The sequence below is a fragment of the Pedobacter sp. Leaf41 genome (genome assembly GCF_001422545.1).
Taxonomy (GTDB): Bacteria; Bacteroidota; Bacteroidia; order Sphingobacteriales; family Sphingobacteriaceae; genus Pedobacter.
The window spans coordinates 271,385-293,798 of the sequence record NZ_LMLE01000007.1; the positions used below are offsets into that span (position 1 = coordinate 271,385).

The window sequence follows — 22,414 nt, forward strand, 5'->3', positions numbered from 1 at the left end:
TGAGCGTTAGGTATTGATGTACTTAGATAATATCTCTGCAACAACCAAAAGCGCATTGGCCTAGCCATTATTTTGAGGAAACGTTGAAACCACTTTCAAAACCGTTCAAACTGTAGTGTCCAAAATAATTTTTAGCCGTGTGGCGGCATAAAAGCAGAGGCAGGCTTCAGATTATTTTCGTTGTGGTTTGACGAATTTTTACCGAAGTAATGGCAAGCCTTGTTTTTTGCTCCACTTTTCATCAAGAAAAAGTGGAAGGCCTGTCTGGGCAAGATAAAATTATCTTAGTGCATTTGCCTCGGCTCAAGATGGAAAATGTAATGATGTGAGATAAATAACGGCTATACCGTAACCTTATTAATCCCACCTAATCTATCTTAAATTTCGTGTTTATTTACGTCATTCGTCATCCATTTTACACCACACATTAACCATCGTTTATATCTTTTCTGTATCTTCGGTAAATTCAGTTTTAGCGTATGGCAAAGAAGAAATCGGCAAATATAAAATTGGTTCTAAATCAATTGGTTAGTGATGTATTTGAAAAAAACAACAATCAGGTTCTTAACTATAAACAGGTTTCGGCTAAATTAAATCTGAACGATCAGGAATCAAGAGAAACCATCCTGGAAATATTAAAAGAAGGCAAAGGCGCCGGTATTTTCCTTGAACCAGAAAAAGGAAAATTCAAGCTTAAAGATCTTCAAAATTTCATAATCGGAACTGTTGATATGACCGCTGATGGTTCTGCCTATATCGTTCCGGAAGACGAATTTGAGAAAGACGTCTTCGTAGCTCCTAGAAAATTGAAAAATGCATTACATGGCGATACCGTCAAAGCTTATGTTTTTGCTAAAAAAAGTGGACGAAAAAACGAAGGCGAGGTTGTAGAAATCCTGAAACGGGCCAAGTCAGATTTTACTGGTGTAATTAAAATATCCGATCGATTTGCATTTGTTATCGCTGACGATAAAAAGATGATGCATGACATTTTCGTACCATTGGCTGATACGTTGGATGCAAAAAACGGTCAACGGGTTTTGGTAACCTTATCTGATTGGCCGGAAAGCGCTAAGAATCCTATCGGTATTGTAAAACATGTATTAGGAAACCAAGGTGAAAACAACACCGAAATGAACGCCATTTTGGCTCAATATGGTTTCCCCTTAGAATTTCCACCGCAGGTAGAAAAAGAGGCTAATGCAATCCCTGAGGAAATTCCCGCGGAAGAAATTGCAAAGCGTAAAGATTTTAGGAATATACTTACTTTCACCATCGATCCTGCAGACGCTAAAGATTTCGATGACGCCATTTCCTATCAGAAACTTCCGAATGGAAACCATGAAATTGGGGTTCATATTGCTGATGTTTCTCATTATGTTATTCAGGGAACCGATTTAGATAAGGAGGCTTATAGCCGTGCTACATCAGTATATTTGGTTGATCGCGTAATCCCGATGTTGCCAGAACGTTTAAGTAATGGTGTTTGCTCGCTTCGTCCAAATGAAGACAAATTGTGTTTTGCTGCAGTGTTTGAACTCGATGAGCAGGCCAATATTCAAGCTGAATGGTACGGGCGGACTATCATTCATTCTGATAGACGTTTTAGCTATGAAGAGGCGCAGCAAGTAATAGAAAATAAAGCTGGTGATTACGCCACAGAAATTCTAAAACTTAATGAGCTTGCTTATATTTTGCGTGATCGTAAATTTAAAAATGGTGCCATTAGTTTTGAAAGTACCGAGGTAAAGTTTAAGCTTGATGAATCTGGCAAACCAATTGGAGTTTATGTAAAAGAGCGGAAAGATGCACACAAATTAATTGAAGATTATATGCTTCTAGCCAACCGAAAAGTGGCAGAATTTGTGGCTAAAAAGCAAAAGGGTGAGAAGAAACTAACTTTCGTTTACCGGGTTCACGATTCGCCCAATATGGAAAATCTTACTTCTTTCGCCACATTTGCTTCCCGTTTCGGTTATAAAATCAATACTAAATCGGATAAGGAAATTGCCAAATCACTGAACCATTTAATGGCCGATGTAGAAGGTAAGAAAGAACAGAATATATTAACTTCACTGGCCATCCGCTCAATGGCTAAAGCAATTTATTCAACTAAAAAGACGAGTCATTATGGCTTGGCTTTTGAATACTACACCCACTTTACCTCGCCAATTCGTCGTTACCCCGATGTAATGGCACACAGGCTGCTCCAAACCTATTTAGCTGGTGGTAAATCTGCTGATGCAGAATTTTACGAAGTAGCATGCGCTCATTCTTCTGCAATGGAAAAACGTGCCGCCGATGCAGAAAGAGCATCAATTAAATACAAACAAGCCGAATACCTCGAAAATAATATTGGTACTGAATACAAAGGGATTATTTCTGGAGTTACCGAATGGGGTATGTATGTTGAGATCGAAGAAAATAAATGTGAGGGAATGATTCGTTTGCGTGATATTTCTGACGATTTTTATGTACTCGATGAAAAAAATTATTGCATTGTTGGCCAAAGAAAAAAGAAAAAATATCAACTTGGTGATGAAGTGATGATTCGGGTAAAGAAAGTCGACCTTTCTAAACGCCAAATTGATTTCACCCTTATTCCTGATTAAAATAAGACATTCGTGCCCAAAGACACCGTGTTTACGTAAAAGATGCATACAACAGAACAACTACAACAAATCTTAGATACAGCAATAAAAAATTTAAAGTTTCCTGATCAGCCTAAACAGCTTTACGATCCGATTACTTATATCATTAACCTGGGGGGAAAACGCGTTAGGCCACTTCTGGTTTTAATGGCAACCGAACTATTTGGTAAGGATGCCCACGACTCCATCCATGCAGCCATGGCAATTGAAGTTTTTCACAACTTTACGTTAGTGCATGATGACATAATGGATAATGCACCTCTGCGCCGGGGTAAAGCAACCGTACATGAGAAATGGAGCACCAATACGGCTATTTTAAGTGGAGATGTGATGATGGTTGAGGCAAATAAAAACCTAGCCAAGGTTAATCCAATCTTCCTGAAAGATGTTCTAGATACTTTTAACGCAACAGCTCAAGGCGTTTGCGAAGGACAGCAACTCGATATGGAATTTGAAAGCCGTGATGATGTAAGTATTGAAGAATACATCAACATGATCAGGTTAAAAACGGCAGTTCTGCTGGGTGGCGCTTTAAAGTTAGGTGCGATCATCGCAGGGGCTTCAGAAAAAGATGCTGATTTGATCTACCAGTTTGGAGAAAACATCGGAATTGCTTTTCAATTACAGGATGATATTCTGGATGTTTATGCTGATCCTGAGAAGTTTGGAAAACAGGTTGGTGGCGATATCATCGCAAACAAGAAGACATTCTTACTACTAAAAGCATTTGAACTGGCAGAAGGTGATATCAAGGAGTCTTTAGATACCTGGACGGGTTATAAAGATTTCGACATCAAGGAAAAAGTCGCAACAGTAACCTCCGTTTACAATACTTTGGATATTCAAAATATTGCTAAACAAACGATGAATAACTACCTGGATAAGGCATTAAACTTTTTTGAGCAAATTAATGTGAGCACTGAGCAAAAAAACAATCTGCTCACATTAACTAATCAGCTAATGGCTAGAGAATACTAACACATATAACGCTTCGTTTAAAAAGAGCTTATTGCAAAATAATTTTATATTTCAATAGAGAAAATAATACTTCATAAATCGTAACTCCCGTGAAAACGGGAGTCGTAATGCGAATAGAAGACAGAAATGCTCTTTCATGTAATAAGATGCGCAGTCAGGCTGAGGGTTAACTTATTTCATAAAAATTAATTGTAGCAGATGATAAGTTGTACATGATCCCATAAACAGAAAAAGTCCTGATTTTCATCAGGACTCTTCAAATATCGATTAATACTAATTATTCTGCAACAGCAGCTTCTTCAGTAGCTTCGTCTTTTTTAACTTTTTTAGCAGGTGCTTTTTTAGCAGCAGCTTCAGCAGGAACTTCTACAGCAGCAACTTCTTTTTTAACAGCTGGTTTTTTAGCTAATGCTTCTTCGATTTCAGCATCAGAGATAGGAAGAACAGATACATAAGATTTGTTATCTTGCTTCTTTCTGAAAACTACAGTACCATCAATCAAAGCGAATAATGTATGGTCTTTTCCTAAACCAACATTTTTATCTGGATGGTGTTTTGTACCACGTTGACGTACTAAAATGTTTCCAGCGATAGCTAACTGACCACCGAAAATTTTAATACCTAAACGCTTACTATGCGATTCACGTCCGTTTTTCGAACTACCGGCTCCTTTTTTGTGTGCCATGATTTTATATTTTTTAACTCGCTAGAAGCGAATTATTGGTTAACTAATGAATTATAACGTGATATCAGAAATCTGAATCTTTGTGAAAAACTGGCGGTGACCATTTTTCTTTTTGTAACCTTTTCTACGTTTTTTGTGGAAAACGATTACTTTATCACCTTTTAAATGAGATACGATAGTAGCTGAAACTTTAGCACCTTTAACCGCAGGAGCTCCTACAGTGATTGCACCACCATTATCAACCAACAATACATTATCAAATTCAATACTAGCGCCTTCATCTCCTTGCAATCTGTGTACAAAAAGGTGCTGGTCTTTAGCAACTTTAAATTGCTGCCCTGCTATATTTACTATTGCGTACATTGTTTAAATATTAGTTTTTTAATTTTTATTTAACGAGGTGCAAATATAGAACAAATTCAATTAACACACAAACACATATCGAAAATATTTTAACTATAATCCTCCGGAACCAAGATTTATAGGATTACCAGATTTTAAGATCGAGTTACAATATGTTTTTGATCCGATTTGGAAAGCAAAACCTGAATATATTAGGTTACATCTGCCCTGCTGTTTATTACAAGTCCTCGCTGCGCTTCGGGCTTTTCATTACCATTAGGTTTATTTTACCCAGGCCGGTATTTCAAACTGTTGTTAGCAACCCTCAAACTTTACAAACAATTTTATTAAATGCGCTGCTATAGAAAACATGCCTTTGTTTATAAACCCAATTGAACGAAAATACTTTTTATTGCATTACCTTAAATATTTTTGTTATGCTGAGGGTTAATTTATTTCATAAAAATCAATATAGATGACGTTAAGAACGGTCGTCATTGCGAGGCACGAAGCAATCTCTTTTAATAGAATAATACAAAAATGAGATTGCTTCTCCGATAAAGAATCGGGATCGCCTGCCTGCCGCAGGCAGGCAATAACGGAAAGTTAAAAACGTCAATGATAGGCACGAAGCATCTGCAACCTATAAACAAATGCTTCGTGCCTCAGCATGAAAAAAGTTGTTTAAAAAGATTGCAGTGAAAGCGGGATTGAATACCGCAATAGACAACCAAACATTCATTTTCAAATCAAACGCTTAAACTAAAAACTTGCTATTAGTTAAAAAATGTTAAACCACTTTCTTTATTACGAAAGTTTCGTAGATTTACGAAAATTAAATAAAACTTAACAACACAAAATTTATGAAAAGCACCCTCATTTCCTCAGTGATGACATTATTTGCCGTTTCAACATTTGCTCAAAATCCCGATAAGGCACTTGCCAGAGTGAGATACACCTATACCCATATTCAAGACACCACACAAAAAGACAAGCCGCACAAAGAAAACATGTTACTGGTTACTGGAAAAAACGCTTCTGTGTATACAAGTTATGATAAACTGAATCAAGCTTTAAATGCGAAAAAGCAAATTGAAGAGCAGATTAAAAACCAAACAGGCAGCAATAGCATGAAAATCGAAATCAAAAGTGAAACGAAGTCGCCGACCACCGCTGTAGATTATTTCTTTTTTGCCAACGAAGGTAAAATGTTTAGCAAAGAAAAACTGCTTAATCATTATTTGATTGAAGAAACGGCGCCACAAATAGATTGGAAGATAACAAAAGATACCATGAGTTTTTCGGGTATCCCTTGCCAAAAAGCCATGGCTAATTTTAAAGGCAGAAACTGGATTGCCTGGTACGCTACTGATATTCCTTTTCAAAGCGGTCCGTGGAAACTAAATGGTTTACCAGGTTTAATAATTGAGGCTTATGATGAAAAGAAAGAAGTAAAATTTGAATTTGCCGGACTTGAAAACGTAATCGCAGATGATGCGAAAAATGCTTCATATGGAGATCAGAAAATTACCATGCCGAATGGTTCAACAGGAACGCTGAGAATTGCAGGAATAGAAACTAATACCGCTTACTTAGGGTCGGAAATTAAACTGCCTGCCAATGCGATAAAAACAACGCGAAAGGAACTTGACAAACTAAAGGCGGCCCGCGACAAGGACCCTGAAGGATTTATGCAAGCTCAAATGGCTGCAAATGGCATTCAAGGAGCCTTTAAAAAAAGCGTATCTACGCCCACGGGTCAACCAATAATTAAAGCTGAAATCAATAATCCTATAGAAATCCCTGACAAAAAATGAGAGCGGTCATTTTGATTACACTGATGTATTTTTCTGGAGTAGCAGTAGCTTTTGCTCAAAAAACCATCAAAGGAAGTGTGAAAGATCATACAGGCAAGGCTATCGAATCTGTAAATGTGAACCTAAAAGATAATGAAGGAAATATAATCATTTTTACCAGAACAAATAAAAACGGTGAGTTTAACCTAGCCGTTAAAAGTGAGCAGATTATTGGTTATCGCATTGAAGCATCGAGTATCGGCTATAAAAAACAAAGCATTGCTATTAAAGATATTAATAGGAATCAGGATCTGGTTTTACAAGCAAGCGAAACTAATTTAGAAACGGTCACAGTCAAAAACCGTCCGCTGTTAACAACTAAAGGAGATACACTAAACTATAAAACATCCGATTTTGCGGATAAGCAAGACCGAACTATTGGCGATGTACTTAAAAAGATGCCAGGTATTGAAGTGGCAGAAAATGGAAAAATCAGCTATAATGGCAAATCCATCTCTAATTTGTATGTAGATGGCGACAACTTGCTTGACGACAAGTATAACATTGGCACAAAAAGTATCCCGCAAGATGCGGTTGATAAAGTACAGGTGATCCAAAATGATCAACCGATTAAAATGATGCGAAAAAATAATATGAGTGATGATGTTGCACTAAACCTCGTACTTAAAGATGAGGCGAAACTAAGGGTAATGGGCGACGCTACCGTAGGTGCTGGAGCACCGAATCGCTTTGATGAAAACTTAACCGCGATGTTGTTCAACAAGAGATTGAAGTTTATTAACAACATTAAGGGCAACAACATTGGCATTGACCCAGGTATAGAATTAACCTCACACAATTTTTCTGACTACCAGAAGCGTTTAGATAATACCAAACCAAATGGCTTACTATCTACCGGCGCAGCCGGAGTGCCTTCATTGCCTCAAAGCAGATATCTGTTCAACAAGGCTGGTGTTGTAAACCTGAACAATTTATATAAGTTTAATCAGGATTTACAGTTAAGGGCAAACATTTCTTACCTCTACGATAACCGCAGGCAACAATACAATCAATTTTCGGAGACTTATTTAGAAGATCAAATTATTAGTTATACCGAGTTTCAGAACAACAAGATTAACCCACAGAAATTAAGAGCGCAGTTTAATTTGAATAAGAACGCAGAGAATGATTACTTCAACAATAATTTATCTTTAGATTACCTGCCATTTAAAACCACTTCGGCTTTCTCTATCAATAATGTGGCTGCGAACCAATATTTATCGCAAAAAACCTTCGATATTTCGAATGAGCTCAATTACCGCAAGAAATTAAAATCCGAAAATGTAATTAACCTTTACTCCTATTTAAACAATACCTCGCAACCAGAAACTTTGAATATTTCGCAAGGTTTAAATGCCGACATCCTTAATAATGGAAATAGTTATCTTGGATTGAATCAATATGTCAAATTGCCCACTTGGTACACTAACAATTACCTTTCATTTGCTTTTGTTAAGGGTGGTTTCGCTCAAACTTACAAGGTAGGTTTTAATCTCCAGCAGCAGAATTTAAACTCTGAACTCTATCGTATCCAGAACGATCAAACTTCCGAACTCGTTTCGCAGAATACAGTAAATGATTTGAAGTGGTTTAAAGGCCGAGCATATGCCGATGCCACTTACGAATACACCAATGATAAACTAAAGGCGGGATTGAGCTTACCTGTTAGCTATAACCATATCAATTACAACGATCCTGTAAATTCCTTGAATAGTAGTTTGACTAAACTTTTTCTAAATCCATCCCTGAATATTAAATACCAAACAGGGATCGAAAACTATTTTTCTGCAAACTATTTCTATAAAAACGATCTCGGGGGAATTGATGACGTATACCGTGGCACAGTTTTAAAAAATTATCGCTCGTTATTTGCAAATAACGCACCCATTTCTGAAGCAGAGACACATAGCTTTCGTGGCGAATTTAACTTTAGGAGAGCCATGCAGATGTTTTTCTTTAACGCCTCTGCAGGTTACAACAACACTAAACTCAATACAATTTCTTCTTACAGCTTAAGTAATAATATTCAACAGCGAATGGTATTACCGCTACAAAATCATGTAAAAAACCTCTTTATTACTGCAAACGCAAGTAAATATATTTTCGCTTTGAAAAGCACAGCTAATGCCAGCCTTAACTATTCAGAAAGTAGATATAGTCAACTGCAAAATAATGAACTTTTACCATTCAATACCCAAACAATATCGTACAAAGCAGGAATTGAAGCTAAGTTGACGAAGTTTATGAACTGGTCGTACAATGCTATTTACTCTGTTACCAATAACAAAGCTGAGGTTGCAAATGCAATCACTACCAATTTTCAGCAATTAAGGCAACAAACATCGGTGGCCATCGCCACCGTTAGTAATGTTTACCTGAATTTATCTGCTGAACATTTATTTACACACCAGGCCAGCCAACCAAATCTGAATTATTTATTTGCCGATGCGAATGTAAAATACAAAATAATGAAGTTTAAAACAGATTTTGAATTTGGGGTAACGAATTTGGCAAACATTAAACGATTCGACGCTATTTATCTTTCAGCAAATTCTTTAACTACAGGAACTTTTCTTATCCCTGGAAGGGTGGCGATGCTAAAAGCGACATTCAGCTTTTAAATAGATGCAATTGGTTTAAATCAAAAAGATTAACCGTTAGATAAATCGCTATCAAAATTAGCCAGGGAAAAATCACTAAACTAATAGAAGTCCGAAAATTTTTTGGAGCTCGCTAAAAATGATGGTTAGCAAGGAGAATAAATATCAATGGAGATTGTCAAAAAGAAAATTATAAATTGATCTAAAGCATATAGACAGACTCACCATGATAAAAAATGAGAAAAGTTTATTAAAATTTTATGGCTTAGTTGTAATTTGTATTGCCGGGTTATTGCCCTTCAAAACTTTAATAGCTAAAATATTATTGGGGTCAATACCTTTAAAATCTTCATGAGTAGCTTTGGCCCCGTTAATGTAGTAATCTGTTTCCTCAACAGATTTGGGCGTTATTTCTGTTCCATTTTGAACATTTGAAACTTTGCTGAGGGTTTTTATTAGCACAACTTTATTAACAGTGGCTTTTATTGATTTGTTAGTATTTGGTGCATCAACATCTCGCAAAAAGACACCCATTATATTCGGATCAATTCTTGAGCTATCTTTAAAAGTGAAATGCTGCAACATTGTTTTTGTTTTTGCCCCTTCAGTTGCTCGCAGATCAGTCACTTTGCCAACAAGCCTACCCAACTCGCTTGAAATAGATTGATAGCTCGTATCGGTAGTTTCAAAATGCGTTTTAAAAACGAAGGTCATTTTTTCAACGGAGTCAACTCCTTTCTTTAACTCATGAGTAGATTTAATATCAACCTTTCGTTTGATTTTCTCTGGCTTCTCGATGATCACTTGAATATCACGCTTTGGCAAAGCATTCTTAATTATTGTAGTCAGCGGCGCCATCTTTTTCTGAACATTTTTCTCATCTATGGTAAAGGCCAGTGTAACGCAAAGTAAAACTGGTAGAACCAATAAATAACGCGAAAGATCAACTTTTGACGAACGTTTAGCATTCATCATCTTAATTCGCTTTTTAAGGTCTGACAGATTAAAATTATTCACAATCGTGATAGACGGCTGTAAGCTACCCACATTTAATAAACTATATTGATAGGCTTTTTTATCAATACCTTTTTTCAATATTTTGGCATCAGTAATGAATTCGATGTTCTCTCTAACAGCCTTTTTCATCAACCAAACACCAGGATTAAACCAATAAAAAACCACGCAAACTTCTGCAAGAATGATATCCAAAGTGTGCCATTCCTCAACGTGTACTTTTTCATGCTCTAGAATGTTGTTCAAATCCTGAGCTTGGTGTAATGCTGGATTGATATAAATTGTCTGCCAAAAAGTAAAGGGACTTACTTCCTCATTCAAAATCCTAACATTGAAATCTTTTAGTTTACCAACAGCAGATTTTTTATGCATCTGGCGTAGTGAAACAAACTGAATCAATAGCCTTATTGCCATCAAAAAAAAGCCTATATAAAAAAGTACACTTAAAGAATACCAGAAGACTGAAACTGAGTCTTCCTGAATAATTTGATTGAGATTTTGATTTAATTGTGGAATGAAACCAGGAATTGGTTGTTTTCCAGAAAAGAAATCTGTTAAATTGATAAACGGATAGGCTGATGAAAAAACGATTCCAAAGACAAGAAAAACACGATTTAAGGAATAAAACGTCAATCTTCTAAGCACAAGATAATAGGTAGCAGAAAATAAGATCAGCACTAGATTAATTTTCAATAGTACAAGGAAAAATTGTGGCATGACATTACTTTTCAGGGTTTTCGATCAAGTTGATAATTTCCTTCAATTCTTCGGCACTTATCTTTTTATCTTTTGCAAAAAAAGCGACCAGCTCTTTATACGAACTTTGAAAATAATTGTTTACAAAACCATTCATGAAGCGCTTTTTGTACTCAACCTCTTTTACTTTTGCGCTGTAACGATTGGCGTTGGCGAAGCGCTCACTAATCAAATAACCCTTTTTCTCCAGATTTTTGATGGTCGACGCCAATGTGGTGTACGGAGGTTTAGGCTCAGGCATTGTGTCCATAAAATCTTTGATAAAACCTTTGCCAACTTGCCAAACCGCAAGCATTGCTTCCTCTTCTTGTAATGTTAATTTCTCCATCAATTACGAATATATCGTAAATATACGAAATCATCCTAAAAAAAACGGCTTAATTGCAACCCTAAATTTTAGGTTTACAATCAAGCCTTTTAATATTTTCTGTAATAAAATTACTTTCCAGATCTTATTTCAGCCTGGTTTAAAGTTTCCTGAATTACTTTACGCATTTGAACGGCAGCATCCAACAACTTTGGGTTTCCATCAAAATCGCCATATATCACTACATGTTTCGATTTTTCTTTGTAATTGAAGGTGATATCGTAACGTGGAACTGCTTTCGATTTAGCACTTTTTTGACCAATCGTATCGGGAAAATTCCAAAGACCAATCTCATTCGCCTTTCTGTGCATGTACAAAATATCGTCGCTTTTTAAGAAAACTTTCTTGGTAATCACCGAGTCTCTATTGTTTACATATTGATAAACACCCGTTTTTGAATCATACTTATTTTCTAAGTTATCTTTTAATCCGTAGCTAAATTGCATGGAAACAAAATCAGCCTTGCGAAATGGTGCATTCTGAATAATGGGCTTGTAATAGATATAGCAGTAAATAATCATCGGTACGATGATGGTAATGGCTAAGAATATTTTTTTTCCTCTACTTGACACTTGAGTTAATTATTGAATTTTGAATGACTGAATTATTGGACTATCAAATTTTGAGTTAATCCAAAACGATGCAAAGTTTAGAAAATTTAGTGAACATCGAAACATCCCAAAATCATTTATTAAATACATACTAAACTAAAAACGTCTGATGGATGACTAGAACTCGCAATTACGAATCTTTCAACTCCCCTTCCCATTTACTTACTACTGCAGTTGCGATACTGTTACCAACAACATTAGTTGCAGAGCGGCCCATATCCAATAGCGGATCGATACCAATCAGTAGGGCTAAACCTGCCTCGGGAATATTGAAACTGGCAATGGTTCCTGCAATTACTACCAATGAAGCTCTCGGTACACCCGCAATACCTTTACTGGTTAACATTAAAATCAATAACATTGAAATTTGCTGTTCGAAACCTAAATGAATGCCATAAGCTTGCGCTATAAAAAGCGATGCAAAAGTCATGTACATCATGGAGCCATCCAAATTGAACGAATAGCCCAACGGCAATACGAAACTCACAATTTTATCTTTGCAGCCAAAACGTTCTAGCAACATCATGGTTTTGGGGTAAGCAGCCTCGCTGCTGGCTGTACTGAAAGCCAAAATTGCCGGCTCTTTCATATCGCTTACTAGCTTGAAAACTCGTTTTTTAAGGATTAAAAAGCCGATAAAAATCAGCATTGCCCATAAAATACCTAAACCCAGGTAAAACTCTCCAATAAAAATAGCATAGGTATTAAGCACATTTAGTCCTTGCTTGGCTACTATGGCTGTCATCGCACCAAAAACTGCTAATGGAGCAAAGTTCATCACATAACCCGTCATTTTCAAAATCACATGCGCAATGGCGTCGAACGCTTTAATTACTACCTGGCCTAAGTCGCCAATGGCAGCTGTGGCTACACCAAAAAACAAAGAAAATACAACGATTTGAAGAATTTCATTGGTGGCCATAGATTCGGCAATACTTTTAGGAAAAACGTGGGCGATAAAATCTTTTACGCTCATAGCAGCCTTTTGGATGCCGGTATTTACCATTTGATCTGGCAAGGTTAACTGCATGTGTTTTCCAGGCTCGAACAGGTTAACTAAAATTAATCCAAGTACTAAAGACATTAGCGACATCGCCATGAACCATCCTAAAGTTTTACCGCCAATGCGGCCTACAGCTTTAATATCGCCAACTTTAGCCACACCTACCACCAAAGTTGTAAAAACCAAGGGCGCCACAATCATTTTTATCAAGCGAAGAAAAATATCACTCAAAAGCGTGAAATATTCAAGCTTCTTTTCCCGGATATCTTCATTCTCCTTTTTAATTTGAGCATTCGCTTTTCTTTCGGCTTTAAGCTGGGTAAAAGTTGCAGATGTTGTATCGGTAGTTTTTTTAATGGCTACCTCTATGCTTTTTACCTGCGCATCAGCGTTTAGGATTTTCTGATTGTAAACATCAATCGAATTAACGTTCAGAATATAGCCTAATGCAACTCCGGCAATCAGCGCTATAAAAATGAACAGCGTGAGTTTGTTTTTCTTCATGAATATAAAAAGTTTGTGGCTCTGTTAATTTGGTAAAACTACGATATTTACCGTGGCTAACAAATTTTGATCGCCAGGGTGTTTAAAAATTATTTAATTTTCTAATTTCGCTGTAACAAAAAACGATAACCTCCATCTAAAAAACATCTACAAACCCATAAATGGAACAAAAAGACAAGCTATTTAAAGAAATCTTCGACTCGAATTCCAAAAAGATCTTCCATTTATGTTATGGTTACACGGGCGATACCGATGCTGCTAATGATCTTCTACAGGAAACCTTTTTAAAGGTTTGGCAGAATCTGGACAAGTTTAGAAACAAATCATTAATATCAACCTGGATTTATAGAATTGCCGTCAACACTTGCCTTACCTATCTCAGATCGGAAAAAAGACAAGCAAAAGACGAGTTGACAGAGAACATTATTGAAAACAAAATTGAAGAGTTTTCAGAAAAGAATGAACAGGTAGCCCTGCTTTATAAATGCATATCGAAACTTGAAGAAAACGACCGTTTAATTATTACCATGGTGCTTGATGAGCTTCCATACCACGAAATTGCCGACATCTCTGGAATAAGTGAAGGCAATTTGAGGGTTAAAATTCATCGTATTAAACAAAAATTAACAGAACTATATAACCAGTATGCAAGCGTTTGATCAAATACAAGAGTTGTGGCAAAAACACGATGTAGAAGTTAAGGTTTCTGCTGATGAAATGCTACAGCAAGTAAAGAAAGAAGTGAATGGTTTGAAGTTAAAATCTGCTTTAAATATCCTTGGCATGCTTGCATCGTTTATTGCAATCGCCGTTTTATGGGTGTTCTTTCATTTCGAATCGTGGACCACACATATAGGAATTAGCATTACTTTGCTAGCGATAGGCGTATATATTTTAATTTTATACCGGGATCATCGGTTAATTTCAAAAAGCGATTATACCCTTCACCCCAATGAATATCTCAGTGATTTAAGAGTATATCAGTTGAATAGATATAAACTATACAATTCCCTTTATTGGTTTTATACTGTCGCACTCTCACTTGGACTGATTTTCTATTTCATCGAAATACTTGCACACTTAAGTATTACCATGACGATTGTAGCGGTTAGTTTCACATTTCTTTGGATTCTGTTCTGCTCTACAATTCTTAGAAATGCGGTTATAAAACGCGAAAAGGAGCGTATCTCTCTACTAATTGAAAAATTTGAAAGAATAAGTGCACAAATTTCAATGCAATAACATTTTAGGCACGGTTTTTTCAATTCAATTTTGTGATGAAAACACGTCTTGCAATTTTACTGCTTATACTCATACTACCGTTTACTTTCGGTTTTAAGCAAGATTTTACCCAGCCCGTTCAGCTGGATTGGGAAACTTATTTTAAAGGAAAGCCTGATACGCGTTCCCCATTTTTTGCATTAACGGCAATGACGTGGAAATACAGTTACGAATCTACCATCTATAGAAATCGAGTAGCTATCAATCTTAAAAATGAAATAAGCATTGATAAAGACCGCTCATGGGTAAAGTGGGATAAAATTAATGATCCGAATGTGAGTGCCAGCTTGCTTCACCACGAACAAGGACATGTTAATATTCAATATATTTTACTTTCAGAGGCGGAGCGTGTTCTAAAAAACAGAAACTATTCAATAAAAAATTATAAGGCTCAAATTTCTCAGTTAGCGAACGAACTAAGCAATTATTTCGACACTATGCAACGCAATTATGATGAGGAAACCGAACACGGTAGCAATCATAAAATGCAGGCACGTTGGGATAAAATTATTGAAGATAAAATGGCCGAATCTCGAGCTGCTACCCTAGCCAATGATTCGCGATAATTTCGGTAGGAAGATGATTAATCCAACAACCACTGCCAACAAAGCAGCCATTAACACCGCAGCAGCGGCTAAATCTTTAACAACTTTAATTTTAGGATGATATTCTGGAGAAACAACATCGGCTAATTTCTCTATCGACGCATTGATTATTTCAGCTACAATTACCGAAGTAATGACAGCCGAAATTGCAATCCACTCCGATGCAGAAAGCTGTAGGTAGAACGATAAGCCAATGGTGATTAGCGCTGCAAATAGATGAATTCTGCCATTATGATCATTAATAAAAAATAACCGCAATCCATTAAAAGCATATTTAAAGCTTTTAATTCTGTCTATTACTGAGAATTTGCGATTTTCTTGCATTTCGCAATTTACTAAATAGCATATTAAAACAAAGCAGCATCTCTGCAAATAGCTAGAGATGCTGCTTTAAAAGCTTCTACAATGATGTGTTTTAAAATCCTGACTCTTTATTAATTCGCAGATCCCTATTTCTTCGCTTCAGCTTTTTCAGCTGGAGCTCCATTGTCTAAAATTGTTTTTGTAGTAACACTTCTTTTTCCGCTTGGCGCAACAACGATTGTAGTTAACACCCGTTTTTCGCCTTGTGGAACAGTTACTTTAATTGGCGAAGTATACAAAAATGCATTTTCCGACGGTCTTGAACCGTCTAGTGAATAGTAAATTTTTCCGCCAGTAATCGGAACTTTTAGATCAATTGTAAAATCGCCACCAGTTAGAGGTTTATCACTTTGACCAATAGGTGTTGGCACCCAAAGGTTAATATTCATTTTATCTAAACGAGCTAAATGTTTCGGTAAACGCTCCTCCGAGAAATTCTTTAAGTCTTTGCGTTCAACCGGACTCCAGGCAATTTCTGATAGCGCCAATAAGCGTGGAAAGGCATGATTTTCTGCTTTTTCGGGTGTTTTAATGTATTCAGTCCACATGTTAGCCTGCACTCCTTTAATGTATTTTCGCTGATCGGCTGTTAAAACTTTCGGAATCGGATCGTAAGCATAAATTTTTTGGTAAGGTGCAAAACCACCGATGGTAACAGGTTCATCAGGAGAATTCGATTGTTTATGGTCGATGTATAGCCCCATCGAACCTGGAGTCATAATTACATCGTGATTTTGCTGAGCCGCCGCAATTCCCCCCGCTTCACCTCTCCAACTCATAACCGTTGCATTTGGCGCTAAACCACCTTCTAAAATTTCATCCCAGCCAATAATCGAACGTCCTTTGCCATTTACATATTTTTCAATTCGTTGTATAAAATAGCTTTGTAGTTCATGTTCATCCTTCAAGCCCTTTTCTTTCATCAAAGCCTGGCAAAACGGCGATTCTTTCCAATACGTTTTTGGTGCTTCATCTCCTCCAATATGGATATATTTGGAAGGGAAAATTGCAATTACCTCATCCAGCACATTTTCTAAAAAGGTAAACGTATTATCTGTTGGGGTGAAAATATCATCAAAAACTCCCCAGGTTTGCTGAACTAATTTTCCTTTTCTTGCTCCTGCCCAAGGTGTTTTATCACTTATAAATGTATCACGGTTTGGGAATGTGCTTAATTCTGGATAAGCCGCAATTGCTGCTGATGCATGGCCAGGCAATTCAATTTCGGGTATCACGGTGATGTATCGCTCTGCGGCATATTTTACAATATCTTTAGCTTCATCTTGTGTGTAAAAACCCTTTACTTCGGTTAAATAATTGCCATTGCCAGGATAATTGCCAATGATTGTACCAGGTCTGGTAGAACCGATCTGAGTAAGCTTTGGATATTTTTTAATTTCCAACCGCCATCCCTGATCATCAGTTAAATGCCAGTGAAAAGTGTTTATTTTATAGTAAGCCAACTGATCGATATATTTTTTGATAAATGAAACTGGAAAATAGTGGCGGCAAACATCCAACATTGCGCCACGATAACCGAAACGAGGATAATCATTGATCATCACCGCCGGAATAGTTATTTTCTCTCCGATTTTTTCTGGTATCATTTGCATGGCAGACTCTACCCCGTAAAATAAACCCGCACCTTTTCCAGTAATTACAATCTGAGTTGGACTAACCTTAATTGTATATCCTTCTGCTGGTAATTTATCTGCTCCAGCTGATGTTAGTAAAATACTCTTTTGGTTTGGTTGAGGTAATTTACTTTCTCGCAATGCGAAACCAGCTTTGTTTACAATGAAGGCATTTAATAAATCGGCCGATTTTGCGCCATCGACACTTTGATTAATTAATAAAGTTGTTTTGTCGAGAATGAAGTTACCACTCGCTCGGGTAATGGATACTGGTGCAGGAATTATCCCGAGGTTTGGATCGCCCTGCGCAAATGCACTTGTACTGATTAATACTCCAATAAAAATCGATAATGCTTTGTTCATGATTGGTTTTGGTTTAGAAAAATAGTTTTTAAATCTTACCTAAGATATAGATTACGAAAACAATGTATAGCTCACTTTTTTGTTACAATCTTAATCAAACGTTTGTTTTGCGAAATTTAAGACAAAAAAAATCTCCTCAAAATGTTAAGGAGATTTAAAATATTGTCAAATGAGTTTTTATGCCTCAACCGGATGTTCTTTAGAAGCAAGATAGCGCTCGGCATCCAGGGCAGCCATACAGCCCGAACCCGCAGCGGTTACTGCCTGGCGATAATACATATCCTGAACATCACCACAAGCGAAAACACCTTCAATATTAGTTAATGTAGAACCTGGTTTAGTTAATAAGTAACCCGTTTCGTCCATTTCCAACTGACCTTTAAAAATATCGGTATTTGGTTTGTGCCCAATGGCCACGAAGAAACCTTCAACAGGAATTTCTGTAGTTACGCTGGTTTGATTATTAAGCACTTTTACAGCGGTTACATTTTTACCATTGCCCAAAATTTCTTGAGTTTCGGCATTATAATGTACTACGATATTTGGAGTTGCCAACACGCGGCTCACCATTGTTTTTGAAGCTCTGAACTCATCGCGACGCACCAATAGATGGACGGTTTTACAAAGTTTAGCTAAGTATGTAGCTTCTTCAGCAGCCGTATCTCCGGCGCCTACAATTGCAACATCCTGGCCTTTGAAAAAGAAACCATCGCAAACGGCACAAGCTGAAACCCCAAATCCATTATATTGTTGCTCACTAGGTAAACCCAGCCATTTTGCAGTTGCCCCTGTAGCAATAATTACGGTATCGGCAGTGATGGTTTTAATTTCATCAATTACGACCTTGTGTGGAGCAGAAGAAAAATCAACAGAACTTACATAACCGAAACGGATATCAGTACCAAACCGCTCCGCCTGCTTGCGAAAATCTTCCATCATTTCCGGACCCATAATTCCTTGCGGATAGCCAGGGAAATTTTCTACATCAGTGGTTTGCGTTAACTGACCGCCGGCTTGCATACCGGTATACATAATTGGTTTTAAATCTGCTCTAGCTGCGTAAATCGCTGCTGTATATCCTGCCGGACCAGAACCTATAATTAAACACTGAACGTGTTCGTTTTCTTGTGACATTATATGGTGTGTTTGAAATTCATTAATTGTATTGCAAATTTAACGCATTAAATAATCGTTAGCAAATGCGCATTGTCAACATAGTTTACTTATTAACATAAGATCTGTCCTTGTTGCGAGGCAAGAAGCAATATTAGTGCTCTTATGAGTAAATCGCTCCCTAACTTCCCTTGTTCTCCCTAATTAATCGAATCACATTTCCACCAAGGATTTTCTTAATTTCACTTTCCGAATAACCATTTTTAATGAGCTCTGAAGTAATTTTAGGATAGTCGGCAACACTATTCATCCCTAACGGAAAAGATTCTGCCCCATCAAAATCAGCACCTAAACCTACATGATCTACTCCTATTAATTTCACAATATGGTTGATGTGTTTCACCACTAAAGCAATCGGCGGCCGGATAGCTTCGGCATCAGCCCGATGGTTTGAAATTAGTGTATCGATAGCACTGCTCCTTCCATATTTATCGGAAAGGATTCTTAATTCCTGATCGTATTTTGCTAAAAATAGCTTTTGTTTTTTACTAAATGTAGAGTCTAAAAATCCGCTGTAGAAATTAATGCAGATCACGCCTCCGTTTTTTCCAACAGCCTTAATTTGTGCATCTTTCAAATTTCGTGGAACGGGATTTAAACTATAGGCACAACTATGTGAAACAATTACGGGCTTTGAACTGGCGGCGATGGCATCATAGAAAGTTCTCTCGCCTACATGTGATAAGTCAACCATTACACCAAGTTTGTTTAACCTTTTCACTACCTGCTTACCAAAAGCATTCAATCTAGCATTTTTTTGTTTCACTTTTCCAGATGTTTCTTCTGCTGCTGAGCTTGCCCATGGTGTACTATTGTTCCATGTTAGGGTTAAATAAGTCATTCCACGTTTGGCCAAGTTATCGATATAATCTAAATTGTTTTCAATCATGTGTCCGCCTTCCACGCCGATCATTGCAGCCATTTTTTGTTGCTTCACCGATGCTTCCAAATCTGTGGCAGTGTTAACCAATTGAATTTTCTCCGGATATCTTTTAATTAAACTGTAAAGCGAATCTATTTCCTGATTAGCGAGTGCATAACCCCCGGTTTCATCACACCAAATAGAAAAAAACTGAACATCCAAACCTCCGTCTTTTGCACGGATAAGATCAAAATTCCCTTTCGACTGGAGTTTACCAATATCAATTCCTGATTTAATTTGATTGAAAAGAATATCACCATGGGTATCAATTACGATGGCTTCCTGGTGGATTTGATTTGAAACTTGTGCTAGGATTTTGCTTTGAAGCAACACAAAAAAGAGAATGAAATAAACGGTTTTCATAAATTAAAATTAAGCATTTGAACTTTTAATCATTCAAATGCCTAATCTTAATTTTGCTATTTAATTTTAGTGACGTAAGCATCAGCCCCGGTTACACTTGAAATTGCCTTTCCATTTTTATTTGGACTTGATTTATACGCCACTCCCGAATCTGCACCTTGAACCCTAATGGTTCTTACACTTTGCGCCCTTACTTTGATGGCTGCACCAGTAACCGTAATGGTATTACATGCCCCAATGATGGTTACATTGATGTCACTACCAGAAATATTGATATTTTCATTTCCTGTAGCTTCAACTGTTTTGGTGATACCGCTACCGACAACATTTATCGTTTCCGATGTTTCCTTATTGGTCGTCTGTGCTTGCGAAATTAGAGGTATTGTACATAAAAACGTAAGCACAAATAGCCAGGCAATCTTCCTTAGATTTTTCATATTTGGTTGGATTAATTTCCTTTATCCTCACCAAATATCATACCATACGAATATTATGTTTGGATCACACCAACGTTGAAACGTTTTGTTATCGGCGACTGATTTGCAGCTTCAATACCCATTGATATCACTTTCCTGGTTTCTAAAGGATCGATAATCCCATCTACCCAAAGTCGGGATGCGGCGTAGTAGGGTGTAGTTTGACTATCATATTTATCAGTAATTTCTTTTAACATCTCCGCCTCTCGTTCAGGTGTAATTACTTCGCCTTTTGCTTTTAAAGAGGCCTCCTGAATTTGCAACAAAGTTTTGGCTGCCTGTGCACCGCCCATTACTGCTATCTTGGCCGTCGGCCAGGCATAAATTAATCTTGGATCGTAGGCTTTTCCACACATGGCGTAATTGCCAGCTCCATAAGAATTGCCCATTACGATAGTAAATTTTGGCACAATCGAATTTGCCACTGCATTTACCATTTTAGCACCGTCTTTAATAATACCTCCATGCTCTGATCGACTTCCAACCATGAAGCCGGTTACATCCTGTAGAAAAACCAGTGGAATTTTCTTTTGGTTACAATTCATGATAAAGCGGCTTGCCTTATCTGCACTGTCAGAATAAATTACGCCCCCAAACTGCATCTCTCCTTTTTTAGATTTGACAACCTTGCGCTGATTGGCTACTATTCCAACTGCCCAACCATCAATACGGCCCAAACCGCAAACAATGCTTTGTCCGTAGCCCTGCTTATATTCTTCAAATTTAGAATCATCAACCAAACGGTTGATAATATCCATGATCTCATACTGCTTATCTCTATTTTCAGGAATAATCCCATACAACTCTTCTTCTTTGGCTTTCGGTTTAGCAGGCTTAATCCTATCGAAACCAGCATTCTGGGGCGCACCTAACATGCTCACAATGTTTCGGATACTATCCAAACAGGCCTGATCGTTAGGGTGTTTATAATCGGTAACCCCAGAAATTTCGCAGTGTGTGGTCGCACCGCCTAAGGTTTCATTATCAACCTCTTCTCCTATAGCAGATTTAACCAAATAAGATCCAGCCAAAAATACCGATCCGGTTTTATCGACAATCATGGCTTCATCGCTCATAATGGGTAGGTATGCCCCACCCGCCACACAAGCACCCATAATGGCGGAGATTTGGACAATACCTTCGGCCGACATCATCGCATTATTTCGGAACATTCTTCCGAAGTGTTCTTTATCAGGAAAAATTTCATCTTGCATGGGCAAATACACACCCGCACTATCTACCAAGTAGATAACCGGCAAACGATTTTCCATGGCAATTTCCTGAGCCCGAAGATTCTTTTTAGCTGTCATCGGGAACCAGGCGCCTGCTTTAACCGTCGCATCGTTAGCAACAATCATACATTGGCGACCGCTTACATAACCAATACCGCAAACAACCCCGGCAGATGGACAACCGCCTTGCTCCTGATACATTCCATCAGCAGTGAAAGCGCCAACTTCCAGGAAATTAGAATCTTTATCAATAAGATAAGTAATGCGCTCCCGGGCCAATAACTTCCCTTTCTCTTTTTGTTTAGCCGCATTTTTTTCGCCACCACCCTGATAAATCTTTTTGAGTTTGGTTTTAAGCTCGTAAACCAGCTGTTTATTAACATCCTCGTTTTTGTTGAATTCGATATCCATGTTGGCAATTTAAATTTATTTTCAGAAATATAGAGAAGACTGAAATGGTTTCTAGTCTATCGGGGGGAACATTAAATACGGAATTCACAAAGAAAGCATAGAGTGGTACGAAGAAAATATTGACCTTTAAATATAAAACCTCACCCTATTAAAGTTGGTAGTATTGTTCTTTTATTACCGTTCCTCTCCTTGAAGAGAGGGAAACAAAGACAGTTTTAACCACA

Annotated in this window: 19 protein-coding genes; 7 read left to right on the top strand and 12 right to left on the bottom strand. The window is 37.3% G+C overall.

The annotated features are described in order from the left end of the window. The first annotated feature begins 479 nt into the window (after positions 1–479). Positions 480–2,612 (top strand): ribonuclease R, encoded by a 2,133-nt coding sequence (gene rnr / locus ASE92_RS11565; RefSeq protein ID WP_056850259.1) that lies wholly within the window; start codon positions 480–482, stop codon positions 2,610–2,612. A 42-nt stretch (positions 2,613–2,654) separates the two neighbouring features. Then, a complete protein-coding gene (locus tag ASE92_RS11570; RefSeq protein ID WP_056850260.1) occupies positions 2,655–3,629 on the top strand; it encodes a polyprenyl synthetase family protein in 975 nt (324 codons plus the stop codon). 277 nt (positions 3,630–3,906) lie between these two features. Here the strand turns inward: ASE92_RS11570 and rpmA are convergent, their stop codons facing one another. Together rpmA and rplU are read right to left on the bottom strand one after the other, a co-directional pair. Continuing rightward, positions 3,907–4,314 (bottom strand): 50S ribosomal protein L27, encoded by a 408-nt coding sequence (rpmA, locus tag ASE92_RS20940; RefSeq protein WP_082455039.1) that lies wholly within the window; start codon positions 4,312–4,314, stop codon positions 3,907–3,909. Positions 4,315–4,365: 51 nt separating this feature from the next. After that, a complete protein-coding gene (rplU, locus tag ASE92_RS11580) occupies positions 4,366–4,677 on the bottom strand; it encodes a 50S ribosomal protein L21 (RefSeq protein WP_010601215.1) in 312 nt (103 codons plus the stop codon). 842 nt (positions 4,678–5,519) lie between these two features. On the opposite strand from rplU, the gene ASE92_RS11590 reads away from it, so the two are divergent. Next, positions 5,520–6,473 carry a GLPGLI family protein gene (locus tag ASE92_RS11590; RefSeq protein ID WP_056850262.1) on the top strand — a complete coding sequence of 318 codons (954 nt, stop codon included), beginning with the start codon at positions 5,520–5,522 and terminating at the stop codon, positions 6,471–6,473. Next, on the top strand, positions 6,470–9,133 hold the full coding sequence (locus tag ASE92_RS11595; RefSeq protein WP_082455040.1) for a TonB-dependent receptor: 2,664 nt from the start codon (positions 6,470–6,472) through the stop codon (positions 9,131–9,133). The genes ASE92_RS11590 and ASE92_RS11595 overlap by 4 nt, the downstream gene beginning before the upstream one ends. 237 nt (positions 9,134–9,370) lie before the next feature. On the opposite strand, the gene ASE92_RS11600 is transcribed toward ASE92_RS11595, so the two are convergent. The 4 genes from ASE92_RS11600 to ASE92_RS11615 all read right to left on the bottom strand — a co-directional run bounded on the left by ASE92_RS11600 (position 9,371) and on the right by ASE92_RS11615 (position 13,367). Next, positions 9,371–10,843: a M56 family metallopeptidase gene (locus tag ASE92_RS11600; RefSeq protein ID WP_056850264.1), complete on the bottom strand. Its 1,473-nt coding sequence runs from the start codon at positions 10,841–10,843 to the stop codon at positions 9,371–9,373. 4 nt (positions 10,844–10,847) lie between these two features. Next, positions 10,848–11,210: a BlaI/MecI/CopY family transcriptional regulator gene (locus ASE92_RS11605; protein ID WP_056850265.1), complete on the bottom strand. Its 363-nt coding sequence runs from the start codon at positions 11,208–11,210 to the stop codon at positions 10,848–10,850. Positions 11,211–11,320: 110 nt separating this feature from the next. Beyond that, positions 11,321–11,821: a hypothetical protein gene (locus ASE92_RS11610; protein WP_056850266.1), complete on the bottom strand. Its 501-nt coding sequence runs from the start codon at positions 11,819–11,821 to the stop codon at positions 11,321–11,323. A 169-nt stretch (positions 11,822–11,990) separates the two neighbouring features. Beyond that, positions 11,991–13,367: a dicarboxylate/amino acid:cation symporter gene (locus ASE92_RS11615; protein ID WP_056850267.1), complete on the bottom strand. Its 1,377-nt coding sequence runs from the start codon at positions 13,365–13,367 to the stop codon at positions 11,991–11,993. A 161-nt stretch (positions 13,368–13,528) separates the two neighbouring features. On the opposite strand from ASE92_RS11615, the gene ASE92_RS11620 reads away from it, so the two are divergent. The 3 genes from ASE92_RS11620 to ASE92_RS11630 are packed head-to-tail and all read left to right on the top strand — an operon-like array spanning position 13,529 to position 15,214. Continuing rightward, positions 13,529–14,026 (top strand): RNA polymerase sigma factor, encoded by a 498-nt coding sequence (locus tag ASE92_RS11620; protein WP_010601992.1) that lies wholly within the window; start codon positions 13,529–13,531, stop codon positions 14,024–14,026. Further along, positions 14,013–14,609: a hypothetical protein gene (locus ASE92_RS11625; protein WP_056850268.1), complete on the top strand. Its 597-nt coding sequence runs from the start codon at positions 14,013–14,015 to the stop codon at positions 14,607–14,609. Before ASE92_RS11620 ends, ASE92_RS11625 begins: the two co-directional genes overlap by 14 nt. A gap of 35 nt (positions 14,610–14,644) precedes the next feature. Further along, on the top strand, positions 14,645–15,214 hold the full coding sequence (locus ASE92_RS11630) for a DUF922 domain-containing protein (RefSeq protein WP_056850269.1): 570 nt from the start codon (positions 14,645–14,647) through the stop codon (positions 15,212–15,214). Here the strand turns inward: ASE92_RS11630 and ASE92_RS11635 are convergent. The 6 genes from ASE92_RS11635 to ASE92_RS11660 form a co-directional block, all read right to left on the bottom strand. After that, positions 15,194–15,577, bottom strand: a complete 384-nt coding sequence (locus ASE92_RS11635) for a diacylglycerol kinase family protein (protein ID WP_056850270.1) — start codon at positions 15,575–15,577, stop codon at positions 15,194–15,196. The genes ASE92_RS11630 and ASE92_RS11635 overlap by 21 nt on opposite strands. Positions 15,578–15,702: 125 nt before the next feature. Continuing rightward, positions 15,703–17,613, bottom strand: coding sequence for a beta-N-acetylhexosaminidase (locus ASE92_RS11640; protein WP_056850271.1), 1,911 nt, complete (start codon positions 17,611–17,613; stop codon positions 15,703–15,705). A 177-nt stretch (positions 17,614–17,790) separates the two neighbouring features. Further along, positions 17,791–18,747: a thioredoxin-disulfide reductase gene (gene trxB, locus ASE92_RS11645; RefSeq protein ID WP_056850272.1), complete on the bottom strand. Its 957-nt coding sequence runs from the start codon at positions 18,745–18,747 to the stop codon at positions 17,791–17,793. 160 nt (positions 18,748–18,907) lie between these two features. Beyond that, positions 18,908–20,071 carry a dipeptidase gene (locus ASE92_RS11650; protein ID WP_056850273.1) on the bottom strand — a complete coding sequence of 388 codons (1,164 nt, stop codon included), beginning with the start codon at positions 20,069–20,071 and terminating at the stop codon, positions 18,908–18,910. A gap of 56 nt (positions 20,072–20,127) precedes the next feature. After that, on the bottom strand, positions 20,128–20,508 hold the full coding sequence (locus ASE92_RS11655; RefSeq protein ID WP_056850274.1) for a DUF3060 domain-containing protein: 381 nt from the start codon (positions 20,506–20,508) through the stop codon (positions 20,128–20,130). 53 nt (positions 20,509–20,561) lie between these two features. Beyond that, a complete protein-coding gene (locus ASE92_RS11660) occupies positions 20,562–22,190 on the bottom strand; it encodes an acyl-CoA carboxylase subunit beta (RefSeq protein ID WP_056850275.1) in 1,629 nt (542 codons plus the stop codon). Positions 22,191–22,414: the final 224 nt, after the last annotated feature.